This is a genomic window from Novosphingobium sp. HNCC26BN242, from assembly GCF_057180525.1.
Genome location: NZ_JBXUGM010000001.1, coordinates 1,046,014 through 1,071,838, shown reverse-complemented (window position 1 = coordinate 1,071,838; position 25,825 = coordinate 1,046,014). Strand labels below are relative to the sequence as shown.

The window sequence follows — 25,825 nt, the reverse complement described above, 5'->3', positions numbered from 1 at the left end:
AATTTTGATCAGCGCAATCTGATCAAAATGCAGGGGCGGCAGGCACCGGGGTCAATCCTCCAGCCTGCCGCCCAAATTTTTTGGCGCCCAAATCTTTTTTTTCAAATTTTTGCCAAGTGCCCAGATGCCTGCTCTCACGCCAGAAGTCATATGGTCGCGCTGGATTTGAACCAGTGCTGCATTCCATGCCCTTTCTGACGGGTGCTCCGTCCTGTCACCAGCCCGTGGTTGCACCGGCAACCGCATGGCCCTAAGCGCAAAGGATGACCGTGCGGCACCATGACATTGCAATTCTCGGTGGCGGCCTTGCCGGTGGCCTCGTGGCTCTTGCGCTGAAACGTGAGCGCCCGGAACTGTCGGTGTTGCTGGTGGAACAGGGCGAGACAATCGGCGGAAACCATGTCTGGTCGTTCTTCGGAACCGATGTGGGTAAAGCGGGCCGTGAACTGCTTGATGGCATGATCGTCGCCGCCTGGCCCGAATACACAGTTCACTTTCCCAGCTATGATCGCCGCCTGAAAACAAGCTACTATTCGATCTCGTCAGACCGCTTTGACAAGATCGTGCGCGAACGGCTGGGCCACGATTCGATCATTACAGGCATGCGTGCCCTCGCCTGCAGCGCGACCAATGTCACGCTTTCCGATGGCACCCGAATCGAAGCCAAAGCCGTGATAGATGCACGCGGCCTGCGCAACGTGAGCGATCTTACCGGTGGTTGGCAAAAGTTCGTTGGCCGCCGTTTCCGCCTCACCGCCCCCCACGGCCTGGAAATCCCGATCGTAAAGGATGCCACGGTCGAACAGATTGACGGATATCGCTTCGTCTATTGCCTGCCATTCGCCCCGGATGAGATTTTCGTCGAAGACACGTACTATGCCGATGGTCCAGCGCTTGATGTCGCAGCCATTCGCGCCCGCATTGATGCCTACGTTGCCGCGCGGGGTTGGCAGATTGCCGAAGTTCTGGACGAAGAGCAGGGCGTCTTGCCCGTCGTGGCAGGCGGCAACTTCGACGCTTTCTGGCGTGCAAGCGGTGGCGCCGTTGCCCGCGCTGGCGTGCGTGCCGGGCTGTTCCAACCGCTTACCAGTTATTCCCTGCCCGATGCGGTGAAATATGCGCTCGCTCTTGCCCAGCAGGTTGATCTGTCAGGCGATGCTCTTGCCCGGTTCAGCGAGGAATGGTCCAAAAGACATTGGGCCAGCACCGCCTATTTCCGCCAGCTTACCGCGCTGCTATTTGCAGGGGCGGAACCGCACTTGCGCTATCGTGTGTTGGAACGGTTTTACAGCCTGCGACACGGGCTAATCGAGCGGTTCTATGCCGGCAAATCCACCGTCCTCGACAAGGCCCGTATTCTGGCAGGCAAACCACCCCTGCCCATCACTAGTGCAATCGGGGTGCTGACCGGCCTTGGCGGCAAGCCAAAACTGCTGACGCATCCGCCCCAAATGCCCGTTGCCCATTCACCCTCCCTTCACTCGATTCCAGGAACCACAAAATGAAGCGCGCTTGCGTAATCGGCTCCGGCTTCGGCGGCCTTGCTCTTGCCATCCGGCTGCAGTCCGGCGGCATACAGACCACCGTCATCGAAGCGCGCGATAAGCCGGGCGGCCGCGCCTATTACTGGGAGAAGGACGGCTTCACCTTCGATGCCGGTCCCACCGTAGTAACCGATCCGGCCTGCTTTGAAGAGTTGTGGGCGCTGAAGGGCCACCGCATGTCCGATGATGTGGAACTGATGCCGGTGACACCGTTCTACCGGCTCAACTGGCCCGATGGCACCAACTTCGATTACTCGAACGACGAAACTCAGCTTCGCGCCGAAATCGCCAAGCTCAATCCTGAAGACGTTGCCGGGTACGACGAGTTTCTGAAGTACTCCGCCGGGGTCTATGAAGAGGGCTACGTCAAGCTCGGCTCCGTGCCGTTCCTCGATTTTGCCAGCATGCTCAAGGCCGCGCCCGCGCTCGCCCGCTATCAGGCTTGGCGCTCGGTCTATTCCATGGTCTCAAGCTACGTGAAGGACGAACGCCTGCGTCAGGCGTTCAGCTTCCACACCCTCCTCGTCGGCGGCAATCCGATGAACACCAGCGCGATCTACGCCCTGATCCACAAGCTGGAAAAAGACGGCGGCGTATGGTGGACCAAGGGCGGCACCAACAAGCTGATTGCCGGCATGATTACCCATTTCCAGCGCATCGGCGGCGAAGTGCGCATCGGCGATCCAGTGACCCACATCGAGACCCTGGGCACGCGGGTAACCGGCGTCAAAACCAAGAGCGGCTGGTCAGCCAAGTTCGATGCGGTCGCCTCAAACGGGGATATCATCCACTCCTACCGCGATCTGATGCCTGATAACCCACATGCACAACGTCGCGCAAAGTCGCTTGCCAAAAAGAAATTCTCTCCCGGCCTGTTCGTCGTTCACTTTGGCATCGAAGGCACCTGGCCCGGCATTGCACATCACATGATTCTGTTCGGTCCGCGCTACAAGGGCCTGCTGGACGATATCTACAAACATGGCGTCCTGCCCGAAGACTTCTCGATCTATCTCCACCACCCGACCGTGTCAGACCCTTCGGTTGCGCCCGAAGGCAAAAGCACGTTCTACGCGCTTGTCCCCGTGGCCAATATGGGCAAGCTCCCGGTCGATTGGGACGAAATAGGTCCGATCCTCGAAAAGCGCATTCTGGATGAAATCGGCCGCCGCCTGATCCCGGATATCCACTCGCGTATCGTAACGAAGTTCCATTACGCCCCGGATGACTTCAAGGCCGACCTTTCAGCCCACCTTGGCAGTGCCTTCAGCCTTGAACCACTGCTGACGCAAAGCGCTTGGTTCCGTGCGCACAACCGTGATGATGCCATCACAAACATGTATCTGGTGGGCGCTGGCACCCACCCCGGGGCCGGTCTTCCCGGCGTGGTCGGTTCAGCCAAGGCCACGGCAGGCCTGATGCTTGAGGATCTTGCATGAAACGCCTCGCAGTTTACTGCGGATCGGCCTCACCTGCCGATCCGCGTTACGTTGCGCTTGCGCGAGAAATCGGCGCGGAACTAGCCCGGCGCGGAATTGGCGTTGTTTACGGCGGCGGCAAGCTGGGCCTGATGGGCGCAGTTGCCTATGGCGCGCTCGATGCTGGCGGCGAAGTGATCGGCGTGATCCCTGAAGCGCTGGTTAACAGTGAAGTGGCCAACCCCGATTGCACAGAACTCCATGTCGTTCCCGGCATGCATGAGCGCAAAAAGGCCTTCACCGATTTGTCCGATGGATTCCTGACTATCCCCGGTGGGGTCGGCACGATGGACGAACTGTGGGAAGCGGTAAGCTGGGCACAGTTGGGCTATCACGCCAAACCGGTGGGCCTGCTCAACGCATTCGGCTTTTACGATCACCTGCTGGCCTTCAACCGCCACATGATCGAGGTGGGCTTTATCCGCGAGGCGCATGCCGGCATTCTGATTGCCGAACCCGACCTTGATCTCCTGCTGGCACGCATGGCTGCCCACGTGCCGCACAAGCCGATCTTTGCGATGAAAGCCGACGATCTTTGATGTCTGACTTGAACGATTGCTGGATCTGACCGGTGCAGGATCGCCAAGCGCTCGTTAGTAACGCCCGGACATCGATCCTGAAGGGCTCCAAAAGCTTCGCCGCCGCCAGTCATCTTTTCGATACCGTAACGCGCGAACGGGTGTGGCTGCTCTATGCTTGGTGCAGGCGGGCCGACGATATCATCGATGCCCAGGACCACGGCGGCGCGCTGGGCGATCAAGCTGGCGCGGCAGAGCGGCTGGCGCTGGTGCGTGACAAGACGGCTCTGGCCTTTGCAGGGGAGAACACTGGGGACTTTGCGTTTGACGCCTTGGGCCTCGTCGCGCGGGAAACCGGACTCACTCTCTCGATGGCGCAGGCGGTGATCGATGGCTTTGCGCTGGATGCCGTGGAATGGCAACCGCGGACAGAGGCCGACCTGATGCGCTATTGCTGGCATGTGGCAGGCGCCGTGGGTGTAATGATGGCGGTGGTCATGGGAGTGTTGCCCGATGATGAAGACACACTGGACCGTGCCTGCGATCTTGGCCTCGCCTTCCAGCTTTCCAACATCGTGCGCGATATCGAAGAGGATGCCGCCGCCGGACGTTGCTACATCCCGCGCGAATGGCTGGCGCAGGAAGGTATTGTACCCGGCGCGCAGATGCTGCCCGAACACCGCCCCGCGCTGACCCGGATCGTGGCGCGGATGTGCGACGCGGCGCAGGTCCACGAATGCTCGGCTCGCATCGGCGCGGCGCGGCTTAAGGGGCGGCAACGGTGGGCGATCCTTTCGGCGGCGGGCATCTATGGCGCGATTGCGCGCGAGGTTGCGCGGCGCGGTGAGCGGGCGTGGGATCACCGCGTTTTCGTTAGTAACGGGCGCAAGTTGGGGTTTATTGCCGGGGCAGCGTGGGCCGCGCTGCGTCCGGTGCCGCGCCATTGCGTTGACGCTGCAAAAGCGCGCAAATTCAGCCGCCAAAGCCTTATTACCCTGTCAGAACGGGATGGAGTTCCGAAGTGCACCTAGACGCACCTAGCTGCACCTAACCCGATAAAACGGCTCTCTGACAGGCGCATTTGGCGGTTTGAGATGCCGGCAGGACATGGCATCATGCACATCAATTCAGGAGGTCCGATGTGGACGCAATCGCATCGCCCGTTACGCTACAAAACTCGTCTGAACGGGACGCTGACCTTGTCTATCGCACCCGTCTGCCCGTGCGCATCTGGCATTGGGTCAATGCCGTAACGATTTTCGCCCTGTTCATGAGCGGCGCGACGATCTTCAACGCGCATCCCCGGCTCTACTGGGGCAAGTACGGCGCGAATTACGATCAGGCATGGCTGGTGATCGGCAAGCGCGCGCAGGAGGGCTTTCTGCGGCTTGGCGGTTTCGAGATTGAGACAACCGGCTATCTGGGACTGACCCCCTATTCCACCAAGGCGATACCGCCGCTGTTCACAATTCCGAACTATTACAGCCTTGCCGAAGGGCGGCAGTGGCACTTCTTTTTTGCGTGGGCGCTGGTTTTCTCGCTAACGCTTTTTTTAATTTATTCTATATTTTCAAAACACTTGTCACACGATCTTGCCTTAAAGCCTGAAGAGCGGAAACTGGCGCATCTGTGGCATGACATCAAGGATCACGCGCGCCTGCGCTTTCCCAGCGGGGCGGCTGCAAAGGCGTACAACCCGCTGCAGAAAATTGCTTACCTTGGCGTGATTTTCGTTTTGATTCCGTTGGTTGTGCTGACAGGGATGACAATGTCGCCCACGCTCAACGCCGCATTTCCGTGGCTGCTCGATATTTTTGGCGGAAGACAATCGGCCAGATCGATACATTTCCTATGCGCAGCAGGGTTTTGCGCGTTTATCTTCATACATCTTCTGATGGTGGTGCTGGCAGGTCCCTTCAACGAGCTGCGATCAATCCTTACCGGATGGTATAGGCTGCCGCAGCCGAGAAAGGATTCATTATGATTTCCCGGCGCAACGCCTTGATTGGTGTAGGCGCGTTAACCGTTTCCGGGTGCGACGCCGTTACGCGATCACCGACGGTTCGCAAGGTACTGACTTTAGGCGAAAAAGCGACGTTAACTTCTCAGCGTCTCGTTACAGACCGTAACGCACTGGCCCCCGAATTCACCCGCGCCGACCTCTCCCCCCGCTTCCGGGTTAACGGAAACAGCACTGCTTCATCGGCGGAATACCTGGCGCACGTGGCCAATGGCTTTACCGATTGGAAACTGGAGATCGGCGGCAAGGTGGCGCGGCCATTCAGCCTATCCCTCGCCCAGTTGCGCGCCGCGCCGCATCGCACGCAGATCACCCGGCAGGACTGCGTTGAGGGGTGGAGCGCCATCGGGGAGTGGACCGGCGTGCCGCTTGCGCTGATACTGCGGCAGGCACAAGTTATGGCTTCTGCTCAATACATTGTCTTCCATTGTGCAGATGATTTCTCAGGCGTCCCCTACTACGAAAGCATCGACATGATCGATGCCCTGCACCCGCAGACTATCCTTGCCCACACGATGAACGGCCAGCCCCTGCCCATCGGCCACGGCGCCCCCATCCGCCTGCGCGTGGAGCGCGCGCTGGGGTACAAGCAGGCCAAGTTCGTGATGCGGATCGAAGCGGTGGAGAGCCTTGCGGGCATTCACGGTGGTGGTGGCGGATTTTGGGAGGATCGTTCCGGCTACCAATGGTTTGCCGGTATCTGAAGCGTTACGAAATTGCCCCGCCGATGCAGATAAGTCGCTGCGATGAAAAGACATTTTCGTAACGTTACAGCCCGATCAGCGCATCAGCACCAGTTCTTCGGCCATAGATGGGTGCAGTGCCACGGTATCGTCGAAGTCGGCCTTGGTCAGGCCAGCCTTCACCGCAATCGCAGCTGCCTGAAGGATTTCAGGGCTGTCCGGGCCGATCATGTGGATTCCCAGCACCTTCTCGGTCGTCGCATCGACGATCATCTTGTAGAGCCCGCGTTCGGGACGGTGGCCGAAGATGTTTTTCATCGGGCGGAAGTCTGACGAATAGACCTTCACATTGCCGCCATAGGCCTGCCGCGCCTGGCTTTCCGTAAGGCCCACGCCTGCCAGCGGCGGCTGCGAGAATACGGCGCTGGGGATGTTGTCGTAATTGACTGAGGTATCCTTGCCGCCAAACACGCGGTCGGCAAAAGCCTGGCCCTCGCGGATGGCGATGGGGGTAAGCTGCACCCGGTCCGTTACGTCACCAACCGCGTAGATACTGTCGCAACTGGTTTTTCCGTGATCGTCCACCTGCACTTCGCCTTGCGCACCCAGTTCGATCCCGGCGCTTTCGAGGCCGAGGCCATCGGTTTTTGGGCGGCGGCCCGTGGCGACCAGCACGACATCGGCGTGGATCGGATCGGGCTGCTTGCCGACATAGACATCGAGCGAGCCGTCCTCGCGCTTCTCCACGCGATCAAACGGGCAATTGAACTTGTATTCGATGCCGCGCGCCATGGTGATCTGCAGCAGCCGGTCGCGCAGCGATTCATCATAGCCGCGCAAGATCGTCTCGCTGCGGTTGACAATCGTTACGTGACAGCCGAGCGCATTGAAAATGCCTGCAAATTCCATCGCGATGTAGCCACCGCCCGAGATGACGACGCGCTTTGGCAGGTTTTCGAGGTGGAACACCTCGTTCGAGGTGATGCAGTGTTCGCTGCCTGCAAATTCGGGCATGACCGGCCATGCGCCTGTGGCGATCAGGATATAGCTCGCGCTGATCTCGCGGCCCGAGGCGAGGCGCACCGTGTTCGGTCCCATAACGGTGGCGCGCTCAAGAAAACGCTCAACCTTGTTGGTTTCGAGCGTGTTGGTATAGGCCGTGTTGAGCCTGTCGACGTCCTTCAGCACCGCGTCACGTAACGTCGGCCAGTCGAAGGTCATCTTCTCGACCGTCCAGCCATAGTTGGCAGCGTCCTGCAATTCTTCGGCAAAATGCGAACCATAGACCAGCAGCTTCTTGGGCACGCAGCCCCGGATCACGCAGGTGCCGCCGACCCGGTATTCTTCGGCCACTGCAACGCGCGCGCCATGGCTGGACGCGATGCGGCTGGCGCGCACGCCGCCAGATCCTGCGCCAATCACGAAAAGGTCATAGTCGAATTGCTGGTCAGCCATGTGCGCTCCTGTCAGAGCGCTCATATGGCCGCTGGCCACGCGCAAGACCAGAGGGATTAAGGACAGATCAGCAGGTTGCCATGGCGTGAGCTTGGATCAGCCCCCGATGCCTGCCGCCGCCAGCAGCGCCTCGGTAGAGGGATCGAAGCCCTCCCCGCCACCGGCTTCAATCTGCTTGGCGATGGCCTTGCCCAGTTCCACGCCAAACTGGTCGAACGGGTTGATGCCGAGCATCGCAGCCGAAACGAAGGTGCGGTGTTCGTGGAAGGCGATCAGGGTGCCGAGCGTGGCGGGGTTCAGGTCTTCGCACAGAATCGTGGCGGAGGGACGGTCACCCGGATAGGCTCTTGCTCCATCCTCTGAATCCTTGCCCGCCATCAGAGCAGCGCCTTGGGCAAAGCAGTTCGACAGCAGGATTTCGTGATGGACCGGATCAAGGTCGTGCCCTTGCGTCTTGACGGCGAGGAAATCCACCGGGATCAGGTGCATGCCCTGATGCAGCAACTGGAACACGGCGTGTTGCGCATCGGTGCCGACGCCGCCCCACGTAACCGGCGCGCTTGCGCGAGCGAGCGGTGAGCCATCGGCCAACACGCGCTTGCCGTTCGATTCCATCTCAAGCTGCTGCAAATAATCGGGCAGGAGCGCGAGGCGTTCATCATAAGCGAAAACGGCGCGTGACTGGCAGCCACGCACTTGCGCATAGTACAGATCGGCAAAGGCCGCGCGGACCACGACGTTTTCGGTCAGGTCGGCATCTATGAAATGCCGGTCAATCGCAGCGGCGCCATCGAGGAATTCGGCAAAGCCTTCCCATCCTATCGCTATGGCCACCGGGAAACCGATGGACGACCAAAGCGAATAGCGCCCGCCGACTGTTTCCAAGAACGGCAGGACGCGGGTTTCATCAACGCCCCATTCCACGGCCTTATCCGGCGCAGCGGTGAGCGCGATGACGCGACCATAGGCATCGGCCACGCCGCCTTCGCGCAGCCATGCCAATGCAGAGCTGGCGTTTGTCAGCGTTTCGGTGGTGGTGAAGGTTTTTGAGGCCAGCGCGATTAGCGTGGTCTGCGGATCACAGGCCTTCATTGCGGCTTCCAAAGCGCAGCCATCGATGTTCGACACGACATGCACGGCAACCTTTGCGCCATCGCGAGTCAGCGCATCGATCGCCAGCGCCGGACCGAGCGCCGAGCCGCCGATGCCGATGTGGATCAGGCTTTTTACATCGCCCAGCGCGCCTTCATGGATCGCCTCGACCAGCGCCTTCATGCGGGCGTGGAAGGCTGCGGCTTCTTCAACGCTCGATTCCTTACCAACGCCGCGCTGGGCGGTGTGTTCAGCAGCGCGGCCTTCGGTGTTGTTGATCAGCTCGCCTTCGATCAGCGCGTTGCGGCGGCCGGTGAAATCCATCGCATCGGCAATGCTGACCATCTGCGCTTCGATTTCGGGCGAGAGGTGCGTTTTGGACCAATCGAAGATGATCGGGCCGCCGGGCAGATCGAGCGTTGTGAAATAGCGCGAAAGGCGCGCAGGATCGGCAAACAGCTCCTTCAGGGTGGGCCGCGGCAAGGCTTCGAGCGCGGTCCAGAATTGCTCTGCTGGGCTTGCCGACATGTTTTTCCTCATCCTTTCGCAACTGCGTTAAGCACCTAATGCCCGGTCAGGACGCGCTTTCCAAGTGCGCTGTTCATCCCTGCGCAAGCTGCGCAAACGTATTTGATGCACTGTATTAGCCAAACAACACACTTGACGAAGGGGCCTGCTGGCAACATGACCGCGACGATGAACGACACGCCCGACGCCAGCCAGCCGACTTCTGCCGATCCGGCAAACCCGGCTCCTGCCCCTTCCCCTGCAAAGAAGGAGAAGAAGGAGGCCAAGAAGGAAGACAGTTTTCCGGTTTTCCTGATCAAGCTGGTGCTGGTGGTGGCGATCTTCCGCAGTTTCATCTTTTCGCCGTTCAACATCCCATCAGAATCGATGCTGCCCCGGCTGGAGAATGGTGATTACCTTCTCGCCGCAAAGTGGCCCTATGGTTACAGCAAATATTCGCTTCCCTTCAGCGCGCCGCTGCTGCCCAAACGCATTTTTGCCAGCCAGCCCGAACGTGGCGATGTGGCGATCTTCAAGGCGCCTCCGGGCAATGATATCGACTATATCAAGCGCGTCATCGGCCTGCCCGGCGATACCGTGCAGATGATCGGGGGCGTATTGCACCTGAACGGCCAGATGGTGCGCAAGGAGAAGATCGCGGATTTCGTCATCCCGGTCAGCCCGAACACCGATTGCCTTTCCGCCGAATTCGCGGTGACCGAGGCTGATGGGCGGCAGACTTGCCACTACCCGCAGTTCCGCGAGACGCTGCCGGAAGGCAAAAGCTACAACGTGCTCGATCTCGGGCAGCGGTCGGTGGACGATACGGTGCCGGTGGTGGTGCCCGAGGGCCAGTTGTTCATGATGGGCGACAACCGCGACAATTCGATGGACAGCCGCTTTCCGGCGATGGAAGGCGGCGGCATCGGACTGGTGCCGCAGGAAAATCTGGTGGGCCGGGCCGCGATCATGATGTGGTCTACCGATGGCAGCGCCAACTGGTTCCTGCCGTGGACCTGGTTCACCGCGGCCCGCTGGGACCGGATCGGGGGCACGTTCTGAACAAGCTTTCTGAACCTGCCATCGCGTTTCTGACCGAACTTACCGGCAGCGCGCCTGCGCGCGCAGATTTGTGGGCCGAAGCCTTGACCCACGGATCGATGGGTGAGCCGCGCGATTACCAGCGGCTGGAGTTTCTGGGTGACCGGGTGTTAGGGCTGGTTATTGCTGAATGGCTGCATGAAAAAAGCGATGCGGCTGAGGGCAAGCTTTCGCAGCGGTTGAACGCATTGGTCAGCCGGGAAACGTGCGCAGATGTGGCGCGCGCTATCGCCCTGCCCCTCCATATCCGGCTGGGTAAACAAGCACGCGACGATGGCGGGGCGCAGAGCGACAATATTTTGGGTGATGTGATGGAAGCGCTGATTGGCGCGGTGTTTATCGAGCGCGGGTTTGAGGCGGCGCGCACATTTGTGCGTGCGCTATGGGATAAACCGATGGTTTCGGGCACCGGGCAGCGCAAGCATCCCAAGGCGGCGCTGCAGGAATGGGCGGCGGGCAACCGGCGCAAACCTCCGGTCTATGCGCTGGTCGCGCGGGAGGGACCGGACCATGCGGTGCGGTTCACCGTTTCGGTCGAAGTAAAGGGCGTGGGCGAGGCCAGCGCGGCCGGATCGAGCAAGCAGGAAGCCGAAACCGCAGCGGCGCTGGCATTCATGCAAGCCTATGGCTGAGGCCAGTCTGGCGAACGCGGCGCATTTGGCCTAAGGTCACAGCGAAATTTCAGAAGAATTGGACGAATGACAGAAAAATGTGGCCTCGTGGCCGTGCTTGGCGCACCGAACGCCGGCAAATCCACCCTTGTGAACTCGCTGGTGGGGCAGAAGGTGGCGATTGTCTCCGCCAAGGCGCAGACTACGCGCGCGCGGTTGATGGGGATTGCGCTGGAGGACCTTGGAGAAGATCGGGCGCAGATCATTCTGGCCGATACGCCGGGCCTGTTCGAGCCGAAACGGCGGCTGGACCGCGCGATGGTGAGTGCTGCGTGGGACGGGGCGCATGAGGCCGATGCGATTCTGCTGGTGGTGGATGCGCGCAAGAAGAAGCGCGATTACCTCGACCCCATTCTGGCCACGCTGAAAACGCGACCCGAGCGTAAGATTCTGGTGCTCAACAAGGTTGATTCCACGGCCAAGGAGCCGCTGCTGATCGCCGCCGAAGCGCTGTCGCAAGAGGCCGAGTTTGACGAGATATTCTTTGTGTCTGCGCTGACCGGTGATGGCGTGCCGGAACTGAAAACGCGGCTGGCCGAACTGATGCCAGTGGCCGCTTGGCACTATCCCGAAGATCAGGTGTCGGACGCCAGTGAGCGATTGCTGGCGGCGGAAATCACCCGCGAGCAGCTCTATCGCCAGCTGCACGATGAACTGCCCTATGACAGCACGGTGCGGCCTGAGAAGTATCTGACGCGCAAGGATGGCTCGATCGAAATCCACCAGCAGATCGTGATCGCACGCGAAACGCAGCGGCCCATCGTGCTGGGCAAGGGCGGCGCGAAGATCAAGGCCATTGGCGAAGCAGCGCGCAAGGAATTGGCGCAATTGCTCGACACCAAGGTGCATTTGTTCCTGCACGTGAAGGTGGATGAGCGGTGGGCCGACGCCAAGGAAATCTACGAGGAAATCGGGCTGGAGTGGGTCAAGTGAAGCAGCATTTTCTTGGTGCGCTTGCGCTTGTGGCAGTTGCCACCTCGTCCGCTGTGGCAAAGCCAGCGCCCTTGCCCGAAGGTGCCCGCTATGTGGCGCTGGGCAGTTCGTTTGCGGCTGGCCCCGGTGTTGGCCCGAATACCCCCGGCACACCAGAGCGTTGCGGACGCGGAACGCTGAATTATCCCAATCTTCTGGCAAAGCGCCTCAAGCTTTCGCTGGTGGATGCCACCTGCAGTGGCGCGACCACACAGCACGTGCTTGGCGCATGGAACGAATTACCGCCCCAGATCGAAAGCGTGACCGCCGATACCCAGCTGGTGACGATCACGATCGGCGGAAACGACGTGAACTTCGTTGGCAACATTTTCGCAGCCGCATGCGAGTTGATGACGACACCAGATGCGCGGTGCCAGAATTGGCGCGAGATCAACGAGGCGGAATGGCATGCCAATGAAGGCAGAATGCGGCAGATCGTCCGCGACCTGCGCAAACGTGCTCCCGAAGCCCGCATCGTATTTGTAGATTACATCACCGTGCTACCGCCCAAGGGTACTTGCGCAGCAGTGGCCATCAAGCCGGAGCGCATGGAGCAGAGCCGGGCCGCGGCAAAACGCTTGGCACGCCTTACGGAGCGCGTAGCCCGTGCGGAAGGCGCGGAAGTGTTCCGTTTTTCCGCGATGTCAAAGCCGCATGCGCCATGTGCAGCCGAACCGTGGAGTAACGGGCTGAGTGCACAGGCTGGAGATGGTATCCCTGTTCACCCCAACCGGGCCGGTCATGTTGCTGCAACAATCGGTCTTGCCCGGTTTCTGGGGAAAAAGTCTGTCCTGTAAACCGGACTGTCGCCGTTATGCAACGGTCCATCGCAACGTCTTCGCACGTGCGATAGACCCTTGCGGTCGAAACGTGCTGTTCATAAGGGGCCCTTGGGGGCAATCATGCGAAGGGAACGGGCAAGTCGTCCGTTAACGTCCCGGGTGCAACAGTGGACGGAGTGCAAGCATGAGCGAAACGGGCGGCGTTTTGGCAACAGCCGCAGTAAGCCCGCAGCCTGTCCCCCGGTTTTTCAGCGGCACTTTAACGGGATTGAACAGGATTCCCCGTTGGATAATTGAAGCTACTGGCTTTATTGTTCTTTTCGCGATTACGCGCAGCTTCCTGTTCGGCAACCCGATCATCCATATCGATGAGCAGTTTTATCTGTTTGTTGCCCAGCGGATGCAGGAAGGGGCCATACCGTATATCGATATCTGGGATCGCAAGCCGATTGGCCTGTTCCTGCTTTACAAGGGGATGGTTGCGTTACCGTTTGATCCGGTACTGGCCTATCAGTTGAGCGCAGGAGTAGCGTTTACCTGCACGGCAATGGTCATAACCCGCATTGCACGTGAGATCGCATCACCCAATGCCGCATGGCAGGCTGGCGCCGTCTACATTCTTTTCATGCCCGCCTTCAACGCGGGGATGGGTCAAGCGCCGGTCTTCTATAACTTGCTGGTGGCCATGGCAGCCTGGGGCGTGGTCGAAGGCGTGAAGCGCAACGAGGACACGGCGCTGATCTGGCGCGGCTGTCTGATCATGTTGCTGCTGGGGCTTGCCATCCAGATAAAATATACGGTGGTGTTTGAAGGCGCCGCCTTCGGCCTCATGCTGCTTGCACGCGGATTTGCCGATGTGTGGACGTTCAGGCGGCTTTTTGCGGTAAGCCTGCTATGGATGGGGGCCGCATTGCTGCCCACGGCAGCAGCCCTTGCATGGTTTGCGCACATTGGTGAGGCCGAGGCGTTCATCTACGCCAATTTCATCTCGATTTTCGACAAGGGCTCAGACGGCTGGAAATCATACGGACGCCTGGCCAAGGAAGTCGCGGTGCTGACACCGTTCTGGCTGGCAATTTTCCATGCTCCCAAAATGTTCAGCACGAAAAGCCGGGAAACCAGCACAGCCCATCGCGTAGTGACGCTGTGGGCCATCGCTGCTGGTATCGGATTTCTGAGCTTTGGCACGTGGTACGACCATTATGTCGCCCCGCTGCTGATGCCGCTGGCGATTCTCGCCGCGCCTGCGTTGGCGCGCGCAAAACCCCGCGAGCGCTGGTATGGCCGGGTGTTGCTGGGCTTTGCTGCCATCGCTGGCATCGTAGTAATGGTGTACCAATGGAACCAGCATGGCACAAAGCGCCAATTTGACGCCATGAATGCCGTGATCCGGCACGAAATGCATGGTGGCTGCCTGTTCATTTATGAGGGCGAAATGGCGTTCTATCGGACGACCCGCACCTGCCTTCCATCGCGCTGGACGTTCCCTAATCATCTCAACACATATGTCGAAGCGCCTGCCATCGGTGTTGATCCATCAGCGGAGATGCGGCGCATTCTGGCAAGTAGGCCTGATGTGATCGTAACACGTGCCGACAAGCACAAGCCTTACTTGCCAAACATGGAAACCCGCTCCATCATCAACGCCGAGCTTGGCCACAGCTACATCCGCTATGCGCGCATGCAGTTGGGCAACAAGGAATATTGGCTCTACCGGCCGCGGCGCTGACCGCGACCGGTAGACAGCATCATTCGGCTGGCTTGACGACCTTTTTGGCCGCAGCCTTCTTTGCTGGAGCCTTTTTGGCCGGTGCTTTCTTTTCTGTATCTTTCGAAGCGGCTGCCTTCTTGGCAGGAGCCTTTTTCGCGGCGGGCTTCTTTGCGGGCTTCTTGCCTTTGGCAGGTCCCTTGGCAGCACGCTCGTCAATCAACGCAACGGCCTCTTCTGGCGTCAGCGTTTCAGGCTGCTTGTCCTTTGGCAGCGTAGCATTGGTCGTGCCGTCGGTGACATAAGGGCCATAGCGCCCTGCCATCAACTTGATTTCGCCGCCTGATACCGGGTGCGCGCCCAGAACCTTCAACGGCTCTGCAGCGGCGCGGTTGCCGCGCGCCCCTGCTCCGGCGGCGGCTGCAGCCAACAGCATCACCGCTGCGTTCATGCCGGTTTCGAACACTTCGGCAGTGGATTTGAGCCGAGCATATTTGCTGTTGTGCGCAAGGTACGGGCCATAGCGGCCAATGCTGGCGGTGATCGGTTTGGCAGTTTCGGGATGGGTGCCCACTTCGCGAGGAAGGGACAGCAGTTTGAGCGCCCATTCGAGATCGAGTTCACCAATATCCTTGGGAATTGATGCACGCTTGGCTTCGGCGCCCTCACCCAGCTGGACATAAGGGCCAAAGCGTCCGGCTTTACGCACTACGTCAAGGCCGCTGACGGGATCCTTGCCCAACACACCATCTTCTGCGCCATCGCCTTCAGCCCCGCCGGGCTGGGCAAATTTGCGGGTATATTTGCATTCAGGATAGTTCGAACATGCCACAAACGCCCCGTAACGCCCGCCGCGCAGCGACAAGCGCCCCGCCTCGCACTTCGGGCACAGACGCGGGTCGGAGCCATCGTCACGCGGTGGGAACAAGTAGTCTGACAGGAATTCGTCCAGCTCGGCAGTCACCTCGCTCGGCTTCTTCTCCATCACCTCATCAGACTTGGGCTTGAAATCGCGCCAGAACGCAGCGAGCACGACCTTCCACTGCGCGCGCCCGCCGGACACGTCATCGAGTTCATCCTCCATCCCGGCGGTGAATTCGTACGCGACATAGCGTGAGAAGAACCGCTCAAGAAATGCCGTGAGAAGCCGCCCGGATTCCTCTGCAAAGAAACGGTTTTTCTCTGTCCGAACGTAATTGCGGTCCTTCAGCACCTGCAGCGTGGCCGCATACGTGGAAGGACGCCCGATCCCCAGCTCCTCGAGCCGTTTGACCAGACTGGCCTCGGAATAGCGCGGCGGCGGCTGTGTGAAGTGCTGCGTAGCATCGACCCCGCGCTTAGCCGGGGTATCGCCCTTGTTCATCGCGGGGAGGAGGTTTGAATCTTCCTCATCGCTATCGGCCTTCTGGTCACGCCCTTCTTCGTAAACGGCAAGGAAACCTGGAAATTTCACCACTTGTCCTGAGGCACGCAATTCGTGCTTGCCCGTACCATCGCGCAAGTTGACGCTGGTACGCTCAATATTGGCAGACGCCATCTGGCTGGCCATCGCCCGCTTGAATATCAGATCGTAAAGCCGTGCTTCATCGCCGGAACCATAACGATCCTTGCTGAAATCGGTCGGACGAATAGCTTCATGTGCTTCCTGAGCATTCTTGGCCTTTGTCTCGTAATGACGCGGTTTTTCGGGCAAGTAGTGCCCATCATAGCGATCCGAAATCGCCTTGCGGGCTTCAGAAATAGCGCTTGGGTCCATCTGAACGCCATCGGTACGCATGTAGGTGATGGCACCCGCTTCATAGAGCGTCTGCGCCACACGCATCGTGTGGCTTGCCGAAAAGCCGAGCTTGCGGGCAGCTTCCTGTTGTAGCGTTGACGTGGTGAACGGGGGATAGGGATTGCGCTTGGTCGGCTTGGTTTCCACCTCCTCGACGCGGAACGTGCCCGCTTCGACCACAGCCTTGGCCTTGAGCGCAGAGCCTTCATCACCCAGCGTCAACTTATCCAGCTTTTGCCCATCGAACTTGACCAGACGGGCCGAAAATTCAGTGCCGTGCTGTTCGAGCCTTGCGACGACCGACCAGTATTCCTGAGCACGGAACAGTTCGATTTCGCGTTCGCGTTGCACAATCAGGCGCAGCGCAACCGACTGGACGCGGCCTGCCGATTTCGCGCCCGGTAGCTTGCGCCAGAGCACAGGCGAAAGCGTGAAGCCGAACAGATAATCAAGCGCACGGCGGGCCAGATAAGCGTCGATCAGATCCTGATCGAGTTCACGCGGCCGCTTCATCGCATCGGTCACGGTCTGCTTGGTAATGGCGTTGAAAGTAACCCGCTCAACCTCTTTAGGAAGAACCTTACGTTTCTTAAGCAACTCCCTGACATGCCAGGAAATAGCCTCGCCTTCACGATCAGGGTCAGTTGCCAGAATCAGACGGTCGGCATCCTTGGCAGCATCGGTGATGGCCTTCACCCGTGACGTTTTGTCACCATAAAGTTCCCAGTCCATGGCGAAATCATCGTCCGGGCGGACCGAACCGTCCTTGGGCGGCAAATCGCGGATGTGTCCGTAGGAGGCGAGGACCTTGTAGCCGGGGCCCAGGTACTTCTCGATGGTTTTGGCCTTGGCCGGAGATTCAACAATGACAAGCTGCATGATCTGAAAAAACGGTCCTTAACGTGCCTTACGTGTGCACATGCGTATACGTGTGCGCGAGGGTGGGGAGGTTCGGGGCACTTCGTCAAGCACCCGTTCGGGGAAGGATGGCAAACTGTGGTTACGCCGCCAGGCTGACCCGCCCCCCGGCATGACGCACCAACCGGCCTGCCAGTTCCAGTTCCAGCAGGGCCATCTGCACGGCACCGGCGCTTGCTCCGCTTTGCCGGATCAGTTCATCGACGCCGATGGGTGCCAGCGTCAGCAAGCCGGAGACGTGAGCAGGTCCATCCGCCACATCGGCCAAGCTGGTTGCGTAGGCGTGGCTTCCTTCACGGACGGTTGATCGTGCACGGCCCTCAAAGCCGCTGAGCAATTCGATCACGTCATCAGGAGACTGCACCAGAATTGCGCCATCGCGAATCAACTGGTTGCAGCCGTGTGAGCGGCTGTCGAGTGGGGAGCCGGGGATCGCCATGACCTCGCGTCCCGCCTCTGCCGCCAATCTGGCAGTGATCAGCGAGCCGGAGCGGGGTGCGGCTTCGACTACCAGCGTGCCAGTGGCAAGGCCTGCGATGATGCGGTTGCGGTGTGGGAAGTGCCGGGCCAGAGGTTCTGTGCCCGGTGGCATTTCGGCGACCAGCAAGCCTTGTGATGCGACCTGTTCCTGTAGTTCGGCGTTTTCCGGCGGATAGGCAATGTCGATACCGCTGGCGATCACGCCGACTGTGCCACCACCACCTGCCATGCCTGCCAAGGCACCGCGATGCGCCGCCGCATCGATGCCACGCGCCAATCCCGAAATTACTGCATAACCATGCCCGCCGAGCGCCGTGGCGAAATCGCGCGATAACTTTACCGCAGCCGCCGAAGCATTGCGTGCGCCGACCACGGCGACAGAAGGCCGCGCCAGCAGTGCTGCATCACCGCGCAAAGTCAGGATCGGGGGTGGGCTTTCCAGCGCCGACAACAGCGAAGGATATTCGGGACTATCATGAAAAAGATACCGTGCGCCTGTCTTTCGAACGGCTGCCACTTCGGCTTCGATCCGGTCAGCGGGTGCCGGACGATACGGGGCCCCGCCCCTTGCCGCCAGATCGGGCAAAGCTTCAAGCGCAGCAGCTGCCGTGCCGAAACGGCGGAGCAACTGGTTGTAGCTGACCGGCCCGATATTCGGAGAGCGCAACAAGCGAATGCGGGCAAACGCCTCATCGCGCGAGAGCGCTGATGGCGCCATAACGCTCACTTCTTGCTGCCGACCTTTGGCTCGGCACCAGCACGCAGCCGGGCGATGTTCTCACGATGCAGGAACAGCACCAGCAGTGCCAGCAGCGTAAGCACCGGTGCATAGCCGGGAAAGCCTGTGAGCATTGCTGCCACAGGCGCTGCAATGGCCGCAGACATGCCGCCGAGCGAGGAAATGCGGCTGGTGAGCAGAACGCCGAGCCAGACGACCGCGTAAGCAAGCCCGATCGGCCAAGCGAGGCCAAGCGAGATGCCCATCATCGTGGCCACCCCCTTCCCCCCCTTGAACCCGAGCCAGATCGGAAAGCAGTGACCAAGGACAGCGGCAAGCGCAGCCAACGCTTCACCGCCGGGCCAGACATGCCGTGCGATCAAGACTGCCGCGAGTCCTTTACCCATGTCCAGCAGCAAGGTGGCAACAGCCACGCCTTTCTTGCCGGTGCGCAGTACGTTGGTGGCGCCGATATTGCCTGATCCAATCGCACGAAGATCGCCCCCGCCAGTGAGCCGGGTGAGGATGAGGCCAAAGGGCACCGAGCCCAGCACATAGCCGACGAGAAGAGGCAGAAGCGTATCCACGCACCGCTCATATCCGCAACCGCGGCAAAAGCGAAAGAGCCCACTTCCCATTTTGCCGCCATTACCGATACAAGCCCTGCAAATGAGTGCTGCAAACCCTGCTTCGCCGGCCGATCCTTCGGCTCCTTTGCTCCTGTTCGATTCGGGAGTCGGCGGTCTGTCTGTCCTGCGCAAGGTCCGCCAGTTGCTGCCCGAAGCCCCGGTGATCTATGTGGCGGACAACGCGGGACTTCCGTATGGCGACAAGACCGAAGCGCAAATCGCCGCCCGCGTATCCGGACTGCTGGGCCGATTGACCGAACGTCTGCGCCCCCGCCTTGTATGCATCGCCTGCAACACCGCATCGACCATAGCGCTGGCCTCGGTGCGCGAAGTGTTGGAAGTGCCGATCGTCGGCACCGTCCCTGCAATCAAGCCGGCCGCGGCGTTGACGAAGACCGGCGTAATCGGCCTTCTGGGAACCGAGGCGACCATCCGGCAAAGCTATGTCGACCGGCTTGAGGCCGAGTTCGCTTCTGACAAACGCCTGTTGCGCCACGGGGCTCCCGAACTTGTTGCCGCAGCAGAAGCCAAGCTGCGGGGCGATCCGGTCGATCCATCCGTGTTTGCGCGGGCTGCACAAAACCTTAGGGCCAAGGCTGATGGCGCGCTGATCGATACGGTCGTTCTGGCCTGCACACACTTTCCGCTGGTCGAAGCCGAGCTTGCCCAAGCGTTCGGGCTCGGCGTTTCGTTCATCGATGGTTCTGATGGCATCGCGCGGCGTATAGCCCATCTGACCGAAGGGCAGCCATGGCAGCGCAATGATACGGATATCGGACTTTTCACCCGTGGCGGAAACGATGTGGAACGGCTAGAGCCGTCGTTGGCTGCGCATGGCATCGGTCGAACTGCGGTGTTTTGAAACCGGCGTGTCTGAAACCGGTGCGATGAATTGGGGGAGCAAACGGTGAGCCGATTATCAAAGGCACTCATCGTTGTGTTGCTGGTACTTGGCTTTGCCTATTACTGGCTGCTGGTAAACGCAGACCCTCGCGCAATTGAGGCGCGTCAGATCGATCTTGCAGCCTTGCGCGCCAAAGCCGAAAGCATTTCAGGAGAAAAGCCGACCGGGATCGCATTCACCGTCATGGCATCACGCCGCGTGCCTTCAGCCACTTTGGCGGCTGGCACGGGCTTGCGGCAGGTCACCGCGGGGATCATTGCCTGGCAAATTTCCGCACCAAAGGGAGGGATCGTGGTCGATAGCGGGCTTTCGCCTGCCGATGCCGAAGCGATGGGGTATTCTGATTACGACTTGGCTGCCATGCGCATGGTCGATGGTTGGATGAAGGGTGCGGAGCAAATCCTGTTCACCCATGCCCATATTGATCACGTCGGCCGGTTCCTCGATCATCCCGACTTTGATGCCATATCGCCCAAAACGCTGATCACGCCTGGAATGTTGGGAGGGATCAATGCCTTGTGGCGCGAGAACGGAAGCCATATCGCCAGAACTCGCAACCTTGCGCCGATCGAGGCCGTTGCCCCGGGTGTTGTCGTCATCCAGACGCCGGGGCACACCCCTGCATCCCAGATGGTCTACGTCCGCCTCGCATCGGGCCGCGAATACATTCTGACTGGTGACACGGCGTCTTTGGCAGCCAATTTCGAGAACGGAACACCGCGTTCACGGCTGGTAGGAGATATCCTGGCACCGGAAGATCGGTCCGCCGTGATTGGCTGGGTCAAGGCGCTCAAAGGCCTGAAGCGTGCACATCCAACGCTGGTCCTGTTGCCATCACATGATGCGGACTGGCTGACTGTAAATGCAGACAAATTGGGCATAATCCGGTCACCGGCAGCGCAGGGCTCGTCGCCATCAAGATAAGACCTGGCAGCGCGGGTAACGCGGCTTATGCGCTGGCACTAAATGACACTGGCATTGCAGGGTGAACATGCGTAAAAGCCGCGCATTCGCCGGAGGCCCAATTGATCGGGTCTCGGGGACGCACAAGCGTCTCTGTTACAGGAAGGAGCGGCGGGGTGAACTACGATCAGGTTTTTGATTCTGCTATCGAGCGACTGCACTCCGAAGGCCGTTACCGCGTTTTCATCGACATTCTGCGCAACAAGGGCGCATACCCCAACGCGCGCTGCTTTGCCGGGCACAACGGGCCAAAGCCGATCACCGTATGGTGTTCGAACGATTATCTTGCCATGGGCCAGCACCCGAAGGTGATCGCGGCAATGGAAGAGGCGCTGCACAATGTCGGCGCGGGATCGGGCGGCACACGCAACATCGGCGGCAACACGCATTACCACATCGAGCTTGAGGCTGAACTGGCCGACCTGCACGGCAAGGAAGGCGCGCTGCTGTTTACATCAGGCTATGTCTCGAACGATGCCACACTCTCCACGCTGGCCAAGATCCTGCCGGGCTGCGTGATCTTTTCTGATGAACTGAACCACGCCTCGATGATCGCGGGCATCCGCAATTCGGGCGCGGAAAAGAAGGTGTTCCGCCACAACGATGTGGAGCATCTGGAAGAGCTGCTGGCTGAAACCGATCCGAATGTGCCCAAGCTGATCGCCTTCGAATCGGTCTATTCGATGGACGGCGATGTCGCCCCGATCCACGCGATTTGTGATCTTGCCGAAAAGTACAACGCGCTGACCTATATCGACGAGGTTCACGCCGTTGGCATGTATGGCCCGCGCGGCGGCGGCATCACCGATCGTGATGAAGCGGCGCACCGTATTGACATTATCGAAGGCACGCTGGGCAAGGCGTTCGGCGTGATGGGCGGCTATATCGCTGCAGATCGCAAGATCATCGACGTGATCCGCTCCTATGCACCGGGCTTCATCTTCACCACCTCGCTCTCACCGGTGCTGGTCGCAGGCGTGCTCGCCTCAGTCCGCCACCTCAAGGCATCGAGCGAAGAGCGTGAAGGCCAGCAGGCTGCGGCTGCCTACCTGAAGAAGGCCTTCGCCGATCAGGGTCTGCCGGTCATGCCATCGACCACACATATCGTGCCGCTGATGGTGGGTGATCCGGTGCGCGCCAAGAAGATCGCGGACATCCTGCTCGCCGAATACGGCGTCTATGTGCAGCCGATCAACTATCCCACCGTGCCACGCGGCACCGAACGTCTGCGCTTCACGCCGGGGCCATCGCACACCGAGGCGATGATGGACGAACTGGCCGAGGCGCTGGTGGAAATCTGGAACCGCATGGAACTGGAACTTCAGCGGGCGGCCTGACGCACCGCAATTATCGAAAATTGAGGCCCTTCCCTTGCAGGGAGGGCCTTTTTCGTTGGGCTTGTCTTTCGCGGTGCAAACGCTAGTTTTAACCGGACAATTAAATCCGGGAGAATGCATGCCTGCGCTGACATACGACGAAGTGGTGCTGGGCCGCCGTTCGATCCGGGGCTATCTCAACAAGCCCGTACCCCGCACACTTATCGAGGACGTGCTGGCGCTGGCGATACGCTCTCCAACGTCAATGAACACGCAGCCCTGGCACTTCCACGTCATCACCGGGGAGCCGCTCGATCGCATCCGCCAGGGTAACACCGAACGGATCCTTGCAGGCGAACCCGATTCCCGTGAATTCCGGCGGGGAGAGCCTTTTGCGGGCGTCCACCGTGACCGGCAGGTCGGCGTGGCAAAGCAGCTTTTTACCGCCATGGGCATTGCCCGCGATGACGCAGCAGCACGGCAGGACTGGGTGCTGCGCGGTTTCCGACAGTTTGACGCGCCGGTGTGCGTGATCGTGGCCTACGACCGCGAACTTGCTGGCAGCGACGATACAGCCTTCGATTGCGGCGCAGTCACCACAGCGCTGGTCAACGCCGCATGGTCACGCGGGCTGGGCTGCGTGATCAATTCGCAAGGGATCATGCAATCGCCCGTCGTGCGCGAGCATGCGGGCATTCCTGACGATCAGGTCATCATGAAGGCAGTTGCGCTCGGCTGGCCTGACCCGGACTTCCCCGCCAATGCCGTGGTCAGCACGCGCAAAAGCGTGGACGAAGCGGCGCGGTTCGTGGGGTTTTGAAGGGAAAAGGCCCCGCTTTGCAGCAGGGCCCTTCCTTGTATCACCAAACCCGTCGAGTGATCAGCGCAGAGATACCACGTTGTCGGAAACGCGCGGATCCCGGCGGTCGCCACGATACTGGCTGGCCATCGGCTCGTCCGACACTTCGAACACGTCAGTCGCGCCAAAGCCGTTGAACGCGGTCTTCATCGCCGCTCCATAGGCGCCCAGCATGCCTACTTCGATATAATCGCCCACCTTCACATCCACCGGCAGTTCGAACGGACCTTCCATGTGGTCCATATCGTCGCAGGTGGGGCCGTAGAAGCTGAACGGCTCCAGTTCGACCTCAGCTTCGTCATTCGCCACCTGATCACGCAGCACGCGCACAGGGAAGCGCCAGCCGACGTGGGCTGCATCGAACAGCGCGCCATAAGCACCGTCGTTGATATACAGCTCGGTCCCGCGGCGGCGTTCGACGCGCACGATCATCGAATTGTATTCAGCGCACAGAGCACGGCCCGGTTCGCACCACAGTTCGGCCGAGTACGAAACCGGCAGCGATTCATAGGTGCGGTCGATCACGCCAAAGTAATCTTCGAGCGGGGGAGGCTCCATGCCGGGATAGATCGACGGGAAGCCGCCGCCGACATCAATGATGTCAACGAGGACCGATGCGTCGACGATGGCCGCACGAACGCGCTCCAACGCCTGCACATAGGCGTGCGGGCTCATCGACTGGCTGCCGACGTGGAAGCACACGCCCAGCGAATCCGCGACCTGGCGGGTTGCTTGAAGCAGTTCAGCCGCATTGGCCAGATCGCAACCGAACTTGGATGCGAGGCTCAGTTCCGAATATTCGGACGAGACGCGCAAGCGCACGCACAGCGTCAGGTCTTCGGGCACGTTGCCTTCAACGTCAGCCGTGGCCGCCTTGATCTTTTCCAGTTCCTCAAGCGAATCGAGGCTGAACACGCGCACACCATAGGTATGGTATGCCTCGCGGATCGCAGACGGAGCCTTGACCGGGTGCATGAAGCACAGCGTAGCTTCAGGCAGCGTTTCGCGGACCAGACGCACTTCGACAATCGAAGCAACATCATAGTGCGTTACGCCCGAATCCCACAGGATACGGATCAGGTCAGCCGAAGGGTTGGCCTTCACGGCATAGAGCGACTTGCCCGGGAACTTCTCGACAAAGAAGCGGGCAGCGCGCGCGGCAGCGTGCGGACGGTTCAGAATGGCGGGTTGTTCAGGCGCGGAAGCGCGAACTACAGCCAGTGCGTCATGATGGATGTGCAACTCAAGGGACCCCCAAACGGAACAGTTGAAAAGAGCTGCCTTGCGGTTTGGAAGTCCCCATGGGGCAGCGAGAGAGGGGTAATAAGGCCATGACGCTGAACATCAAGTGAAAAACTTGCGCGCCCACACTGATGTCAAAAAAATGAAATAATTGCACCGGAATCCCCGAAAATCAGGGGTTTTCTTGCAACCAGATGAACCCTGCACGGTACAAAGTGCAGGTCGGTTCCGCTCGGCTGAAAATCGAATCAACACAGACCGCGCAATCACGAAAGCCGGTCGCGGAAGTCCTCGTAGGTAAAGCTGCGCACCTGCTCCAGCACTTCAGTCTCGCTGTCCCACAGCCAGATCGAGGGCAGCGGCACGCCGTTGAAGGTCGTCGTCTTGACCATCGAATAATGCGCCTGATCAAGGAAGGCAAAGCGCGTGCCGGGCTCAGCGCCATGCGGCAGTCGGTAATCGCCGATCACATCACCGGCCAGGCACGAAGGCCCACCTAGCCGAATCGGTGCGCCGCCTTCCCCGCTATCCTCGTATTCGTCGATCGGCAGTTCCCCCAACATGGCCGGGCGATAAGGTGCCTCGATCACATCGGGCATGTGGCAGGTGGCAGAAATGTCGGTGATGCCAAGCTGCATGCCGTTCCAGTGCGTATCGAGCACGGTCCCCACCAGAATACCGGCGTCGAGCGCCACAGCCTCACCCGGCTCAAGATAAATCTCACACCCAGTGCGTGCTTTCACCTCGCCCAGGAAAGCTACCAGATCATCGCGCTGATAATCGGCGCGGGTAATGTGGTGTCCGCCGCCGAAGTTCAGCCACTTGAGCTGGCCGAAGTATGGCGCGATGCGCGGTTCGAGCGCATCCCACGTGCGCTGGAGCGGTTCGAAATCCTGCTCGCACAGCGTGTGGAAATGCAGGCCTGACACGCCTTCGAGGTGTTCGGCAGACAACTGGTCCACCGGGAAGCCGAGGCGCGAATGCGGCGCGCAAGGGTCATAGCGCGGCACTTCGCCTTCGGCATGGAGCGGATTGATGCGCAAGCCGATATCGAACGCCTTACCTGCGGCCCGCGCCGCTGCGATTTCACCGGCAAAGCGAACATGCTGTCCGGGTGAATTGAAGATCACGTGGTCAGACAGCTGCAGGATTTCGACCAGATCATCTGCCTTGTAGGCCGCACAATAGGTCGCAATTTCGCCCGAATAGTGCTCCGCCGCCAGCTTGGCTTCCCACAGGCCCGATGTGCAGACTCCATCGAGGTATTCCCCGACAATCGGTGCAACCTTCCACATCGAAAACGCCTTGAGGGCGGCCAGCAGCTTGATCCCGGCACGGTCCCGCACATCGGCCAGCACGGAAAGGTTGGCGCGCAGCTTTGCCGCATCGACGACAAAAGCTGGGCTATCCACGCGGTTCAGGTCAAATTCTGCAAAAGCCCCCGGATCGCCGGCTCTGGTTTCCATATTAAGACCTCGGTTTGTTCACGCA

At 60.1% G+C, this 25,825-nt stretch carries 22 protein-coding genes; 15 read left to right on the top strand and 7 right to left on the bottom strand.

The window, feature by feature from the left end:
• The first annotated feature begins 263 nt into the window (after positions 1-263).
• The 6 genes from crtY (at position 264) to AC2A1F_RS05010 (ending at position 6,261) form a co-directional block, all read left to right on the top strand.
• Positions 264-1,505: a lycopene beta-cyclase CrtY gene (crtY, locus tag AC2A1F_RS05035; protein WP_484207650.1), complete on the top strand. Its 1,242-nt coding sequence runs from the start codon at positions 264-266 to the stop codon at positions 1,503-1,505.
• The gene (locus tag AC2A1F_RS05030; protein WP_484207649.1) at positions 1,502-2,980 is read left to right on the top strand and encodes a phytoene desaturase; all 1,479 of its coding nucleotides are present in this window, start codon (positions 1,502-1,504) and stop codon (positions 2,978-2,980) included. Before crtY ends, AC2A1F_RS05030 begins: the two co-directional genes overlap by 4 nt.
• On the top strand, positions 2,977-3,558 hold the full coding sequence (locus tag AC2A1F_RS05025; protein ID WP_484207648.1) for an LOG family protein: 582 nt from the start codon (positions 2,977-2,979) through the stop codon (positions 3,556-3,558). The genes AC2A1F_RS05030 and AC2A1F_RS05025 overlap by 4 nt, the downstream gene beginning before the upstream one ends.
• Positions 3,559-3,590: 32 nt before the next feature.
• Positions 3,591-4,568, top strand: a complete 978-nt coding sequence (locus tag AC2A1F_RS05020; RefSeq protein ID WP_484207647.1) for a phytoene/squalene synthase family protein — start codon at positions 3,591-3,593, stop codon at positions 4,566-4,568.
• Positions 4,569-4,678: 110 nt separating this feature from the next.
• On the top strand, positions 4,679-5,521 hold the full coding sequence (locus tag AC2A1F_RS05015; RefSeq protein WP_484207646.1) for a cytochrome b/b6 domain-containing protein: 843 nt from the start codon (positions 4,679-4,681) through the stop codon (positions 5,519-5,521).
• Complete coding sequence (locus AC2A1F_RS05010) at positions 5,518-6,261, top strand: molybdopterin-binding protein (RefSeq protein WP_484207645.1); 744 nt, start codon at positions 5,518-5,520, stop codon at positions 6,259-6,261. The genes AC2A1F_RS05015 and AC2A1F_RS05010 overlap by 4 nt, the downstream gene beginning before the upstream one ends.
• Before the next feature lie 75 nt (positions 6,262-6,336).
• Here AC2A1F_RS05010 and gorA read toward each other — a convergent pair whose 3' ends face one another.
• Both gorA and pgi read right to left on the bottom strand, forming a co-directional pair.
• Positions 6,337-7,695 carry a glutathione-disulfide reductase gene (gorA, locus tag AC2A1F_RS05005; RefSeq protein ID WP_484207644.1) on the bottom strand — a complete coding sequence of 453 codons (1,359 nt, stop codon included), beginning with the start codon at positions 7,693-7,695 and terminating at the stop codon, positions 6,337-6,339.
• 96 nt (positions 7,696-7,791) lie between these two features.
• Positions 7,792-9,315, bottom strand: a complete 1,524-nt coding sequence (pgi, locus tag AC2A1F_RS05000; RefSeq protein ID WP_484207643.1) for a glucose-6-phosphate isomerase — start codon at positions 9,313-9,315, stop codon at positions 7,792-7,794.
• A 168-nt stretch (positions 9,316-9,483) separates the two neighbouring features.
• Between pgi and lepB the strand changes: the two genes are divergently transcribed.
• From lepB to AC2A1F_RS04975, 5 genes are all read left to right on the top strand, one after another.
• Positions 9,484-10,356: a signal peptidase I gene (lepB, locus tag AC2A1F_RS04995; protein WP_484207642.1), complete on the top strand. Its 873-nt coding sequence runs from the start codon at positions 9,484-9,486 to the stop codon at positions 10,354-10,356.
• Positions 10,329-11,027, top strand: coding sequence for a ribonuclease III (gene rnc / locus AC2A1F_RS04990; RefSeq protein ID WP_484208173.1), 699 nt, complete (start codon positions 10,329-10,331; stop codon positions 11,025-11,027). The genes lepB and rnc overlap by 28 nt, the downstream gene beginning before the upstream one ends.
• 66 nt (positions 11,028-11,093) lie before the next feature.
• Positions 11,094-11,999 (top strand): GTPase Era, encoded by a 906-nt coding sequence (era, locus tag AC2A1F_RS04985; RefSeq protein ID WP_484207641.1) that lies wholly within the window; start codon positions 11,094-11,096, stop codon positions 11,997-11,999.
• On the top strand, positions 11,996-12,835 hold the full coding sequence (locus tag AC2A1F_RS04980) for an SGNH/GDSL hydrolase family protein (RefSeq protein WP_484207640.1): 840 nt from the start codon (positions 11,996-11,998) through the stop codon (positions 12,833-12,835). Before era ends, AC2A1F_RS04980 begins: the two co-directional genes overlap by 4 nt.
• Before the next feature lie 169 nt (positions 12,836-13,004).
• The gene (locus AC2A1F_RS04975; protein WP_484207639.1) at positions 13,005-14,549 is read left to right on the top strand and encodes a hypothetical protein; all 1,545 of its coding nucleotides are present in this window, start codon (positions 13,005-13,007) and stop codon (positions 14,547-14,549) included.
• Between the two features lie 19 nt (positions 14,550-14,568).
• Here the strand turns inward: AC2A1F_RS04975 and topA are convergent, their stop codons facing one another.
• From topA to plsY, 3 genes are all read right to left on the bottom strand, one after another.
• Entirely contained in the window at positions 14,569-17,184 is a 2,616-nt protein-coding gene (topA, locus tag AC2A1F_RS04970) for a type I DNA topoisomerase (RefSeq protein ID WP_484207638.1), read from the bottom strand.
• A gap of 121 nt (positions 17,185-17,305) precedes the next feature.
• The gene (dprA, locus tag AC2A1F_RS04965) at positions 17,306-18,421 is read right to left on the bottom strand and encodes a DNA-processing protein DprA (RefSeq protein ID WP_484208172.1); all 1,116 of its coding nucleotides are present in this window, start codon (positions 18,419-18,421) and stop codon (positions 17,306-17,308) included.
• A gap of 5 nt (positions 18,422-18,426) precedes the next feature.
• Positions 18,427-19,008: a glycerol-3-phosphate 1-O-acyltransferase PlsY gene (plsY, locus tag AC2A1F_RS04960; RefSeq protein WP_484207637.1), complete on the bottom strand. Its 582-nt coding sequence runs from the start codon at positions 19,006-19,008 to the stop codon at positions 18,427-18,429.
• 82 nt (positions 19,009-19,090) lie between these two features.
• Here plsY and murI point away from each other — a divergent pair, with 82 nt between their 5' ends.
• From murI to AC2A1F_RS04940, 4 genes are all read left to right on the top strand, one after another.
• On the top strand, positions 19,091-19,912 hold the full coding sequence (murI, locus tag AC2A1F_RS04955) for a glutamate racemase (RefSeq protein WP_484207636.1): 822 nt from the start codon (positions 19,091-19,093) through the stop codon (positions 19,910-19,912).
• Positions 19,913-19,957: 45 nt separating this feature from the next.
• Positions 19,958-20,878: an MBL fold metallo-hydrolase gene (locus tag AC2A1F_RS04950; RefSeq protein WP_484207635.1), complete on the top strand. Its 921-nt coding sequence runs from the start codon at positions 19,958-19,960 to the stop codon at positions 20,876-20,878.
• Positions 20,879-21,033: 155 nt separating this feature from the next.
• Complete coding sequence (hemA, locus tag AC2A1F_RS04945) at positions 21,034-22,254, top strand: 5-aminolevulinate synthase (RefSeq protein WP_484207634.1); 1,221 nt, start codon at positions 21,034-21,036, stop codon at positions 22,252-22,254.
• A gap of 118 nt (positions 22,255-22,372) precedes the next feature.
• A complete protein-coding gene (locus tag AC2A1F_RS04940; RefSeq protein ID WP_484207633.1) occupies positions 22,373-23,053 on the top strand; it encodes a nitroreductase in 681 nt (226 codons plus the stop codon).
• Positions 23,054-23,113: 60 nt separating this feature from the next.
• On the opposite strand, the gene AC2A1F_RS04935 is transcribed toward AC2A1F_RS04940, so the two are convergent.
• Positions 23,114-24,334 (bottom strand): type III PLP-dependent enzyme, encoded by a 1,221-nt coding sequence (locus tag AC2A1F_RS04935; RefSeq protein ID WP_484207632.1) that lies wholly within the window; start codon positions 24,332-24,334, stop codon positions 23,114-23,116.
• Between the two features lie 266 nt (positions 24,335-24,600).
• Positions 24,601-25,800, bottom strand: coding sequence for a carboxynorspermidine decarboxylase (locus tag AC2A1F_RS04930; RefSeq protein ID WP_484207631.1), 1,200 nt, complete (start codon positions 25,798-25,800; stop codon positions 24,601-24,603).
• Positions 25,801-25,825: the final 25 nt, after the last annotated feature.

Coding starts and splice junctions, on each gene's coding strand:
- AC2A1F_RS04930 (WP_484207631.1), bottom strand. CDS start 25,800: ATGGAAACCAGAGCCGGCGATCCGGGGGCTTTTGCAGAATTTGACCTG.
- topA (WP_484207638.1), bottom strand. CDS start 17,184: ATGCAGCTTGTCATTGTTGAATCTCCGGCCAAGGCCAAAACCATCGAG.
- lepB (WP_484207642.1), top strand. CDS start 9,484: ATGAACGACACGCCCGACGCCAGCCAGCCGACTTCTGCCGATCCGGCA.
- AC2A1F_RS05025 (WP_484207648.1), top strand. CDS start 2,977: ATGAAACGCCTCGCAGTTTACTGCGGATCGGCCTCACCTGCCGATCCG.
- murI (WP_484207636.1), top strand. CDS start 19,091: ATGAGTGCTGCAAACCCTGCTTCGCCGGCCGATCCTTCGGCTCCTTTG.
- gorA (WP_484207644.1), bottom strand. CDS start 7,695: ATGGCTGACCAGCAATTCGACTATGACCTTTTCGTGATTGGCGCAGGA.
- AC2A1F_RS04975 (WP_484207639.1), top strand. CDS start 13,005: ATGAGCGAAACGGGCGGCGTTTTGGCAACAGCCGCAGTAAGCCCGCAG.
- crtY (WP_484207650.1), top strand. CDS start 264: ATGACCGTGCGGCACCATGACATTGCAATTCTCGGTGGCGGCCTTGCC.
- AC2A1F_RS05030 (WP_484207649.1), top strand. CDS start 1,502: ATGAAGCGCGCTTGCGTAATCGGCTCCGGCTTCGGCGGCCTTGCTCTT.
- AC2A1F_RS05010 (WP_484207645.1), top strand. CDS start 5,518: ATGATTTCCCGGCGCAACGCCTTGATTGGTGTAGGCGCGTTAACCGTT.
- pgi (WP_484207643.1), bottom strand. CDS start 9,315: ATGTCGGCAAGCCCAGCAGAGCAATTCTGGACCGCGCTCGAAGCCTTG.
- era (WP_484207641.1), top strand. CDS start 11,094: ATGACAGAAAAATGTGGCCTCGTGGCCGTGCTTGGCGCACCGAACGCC.
- dprA (WP_484208172.1), bottom strand. CDS start 18,421: ATGGCGCCATCAGCGCTCTCGCGCGATGAGGCGTTTGCCCGCATTCGC.
- AC2A1F_RS04940 (WP_484207633.1), top strand. CDS start 22,373: ATGCCTGCGCTGACATACGACGAAGTGGTGCTGGGCCGCCGTTCGATC.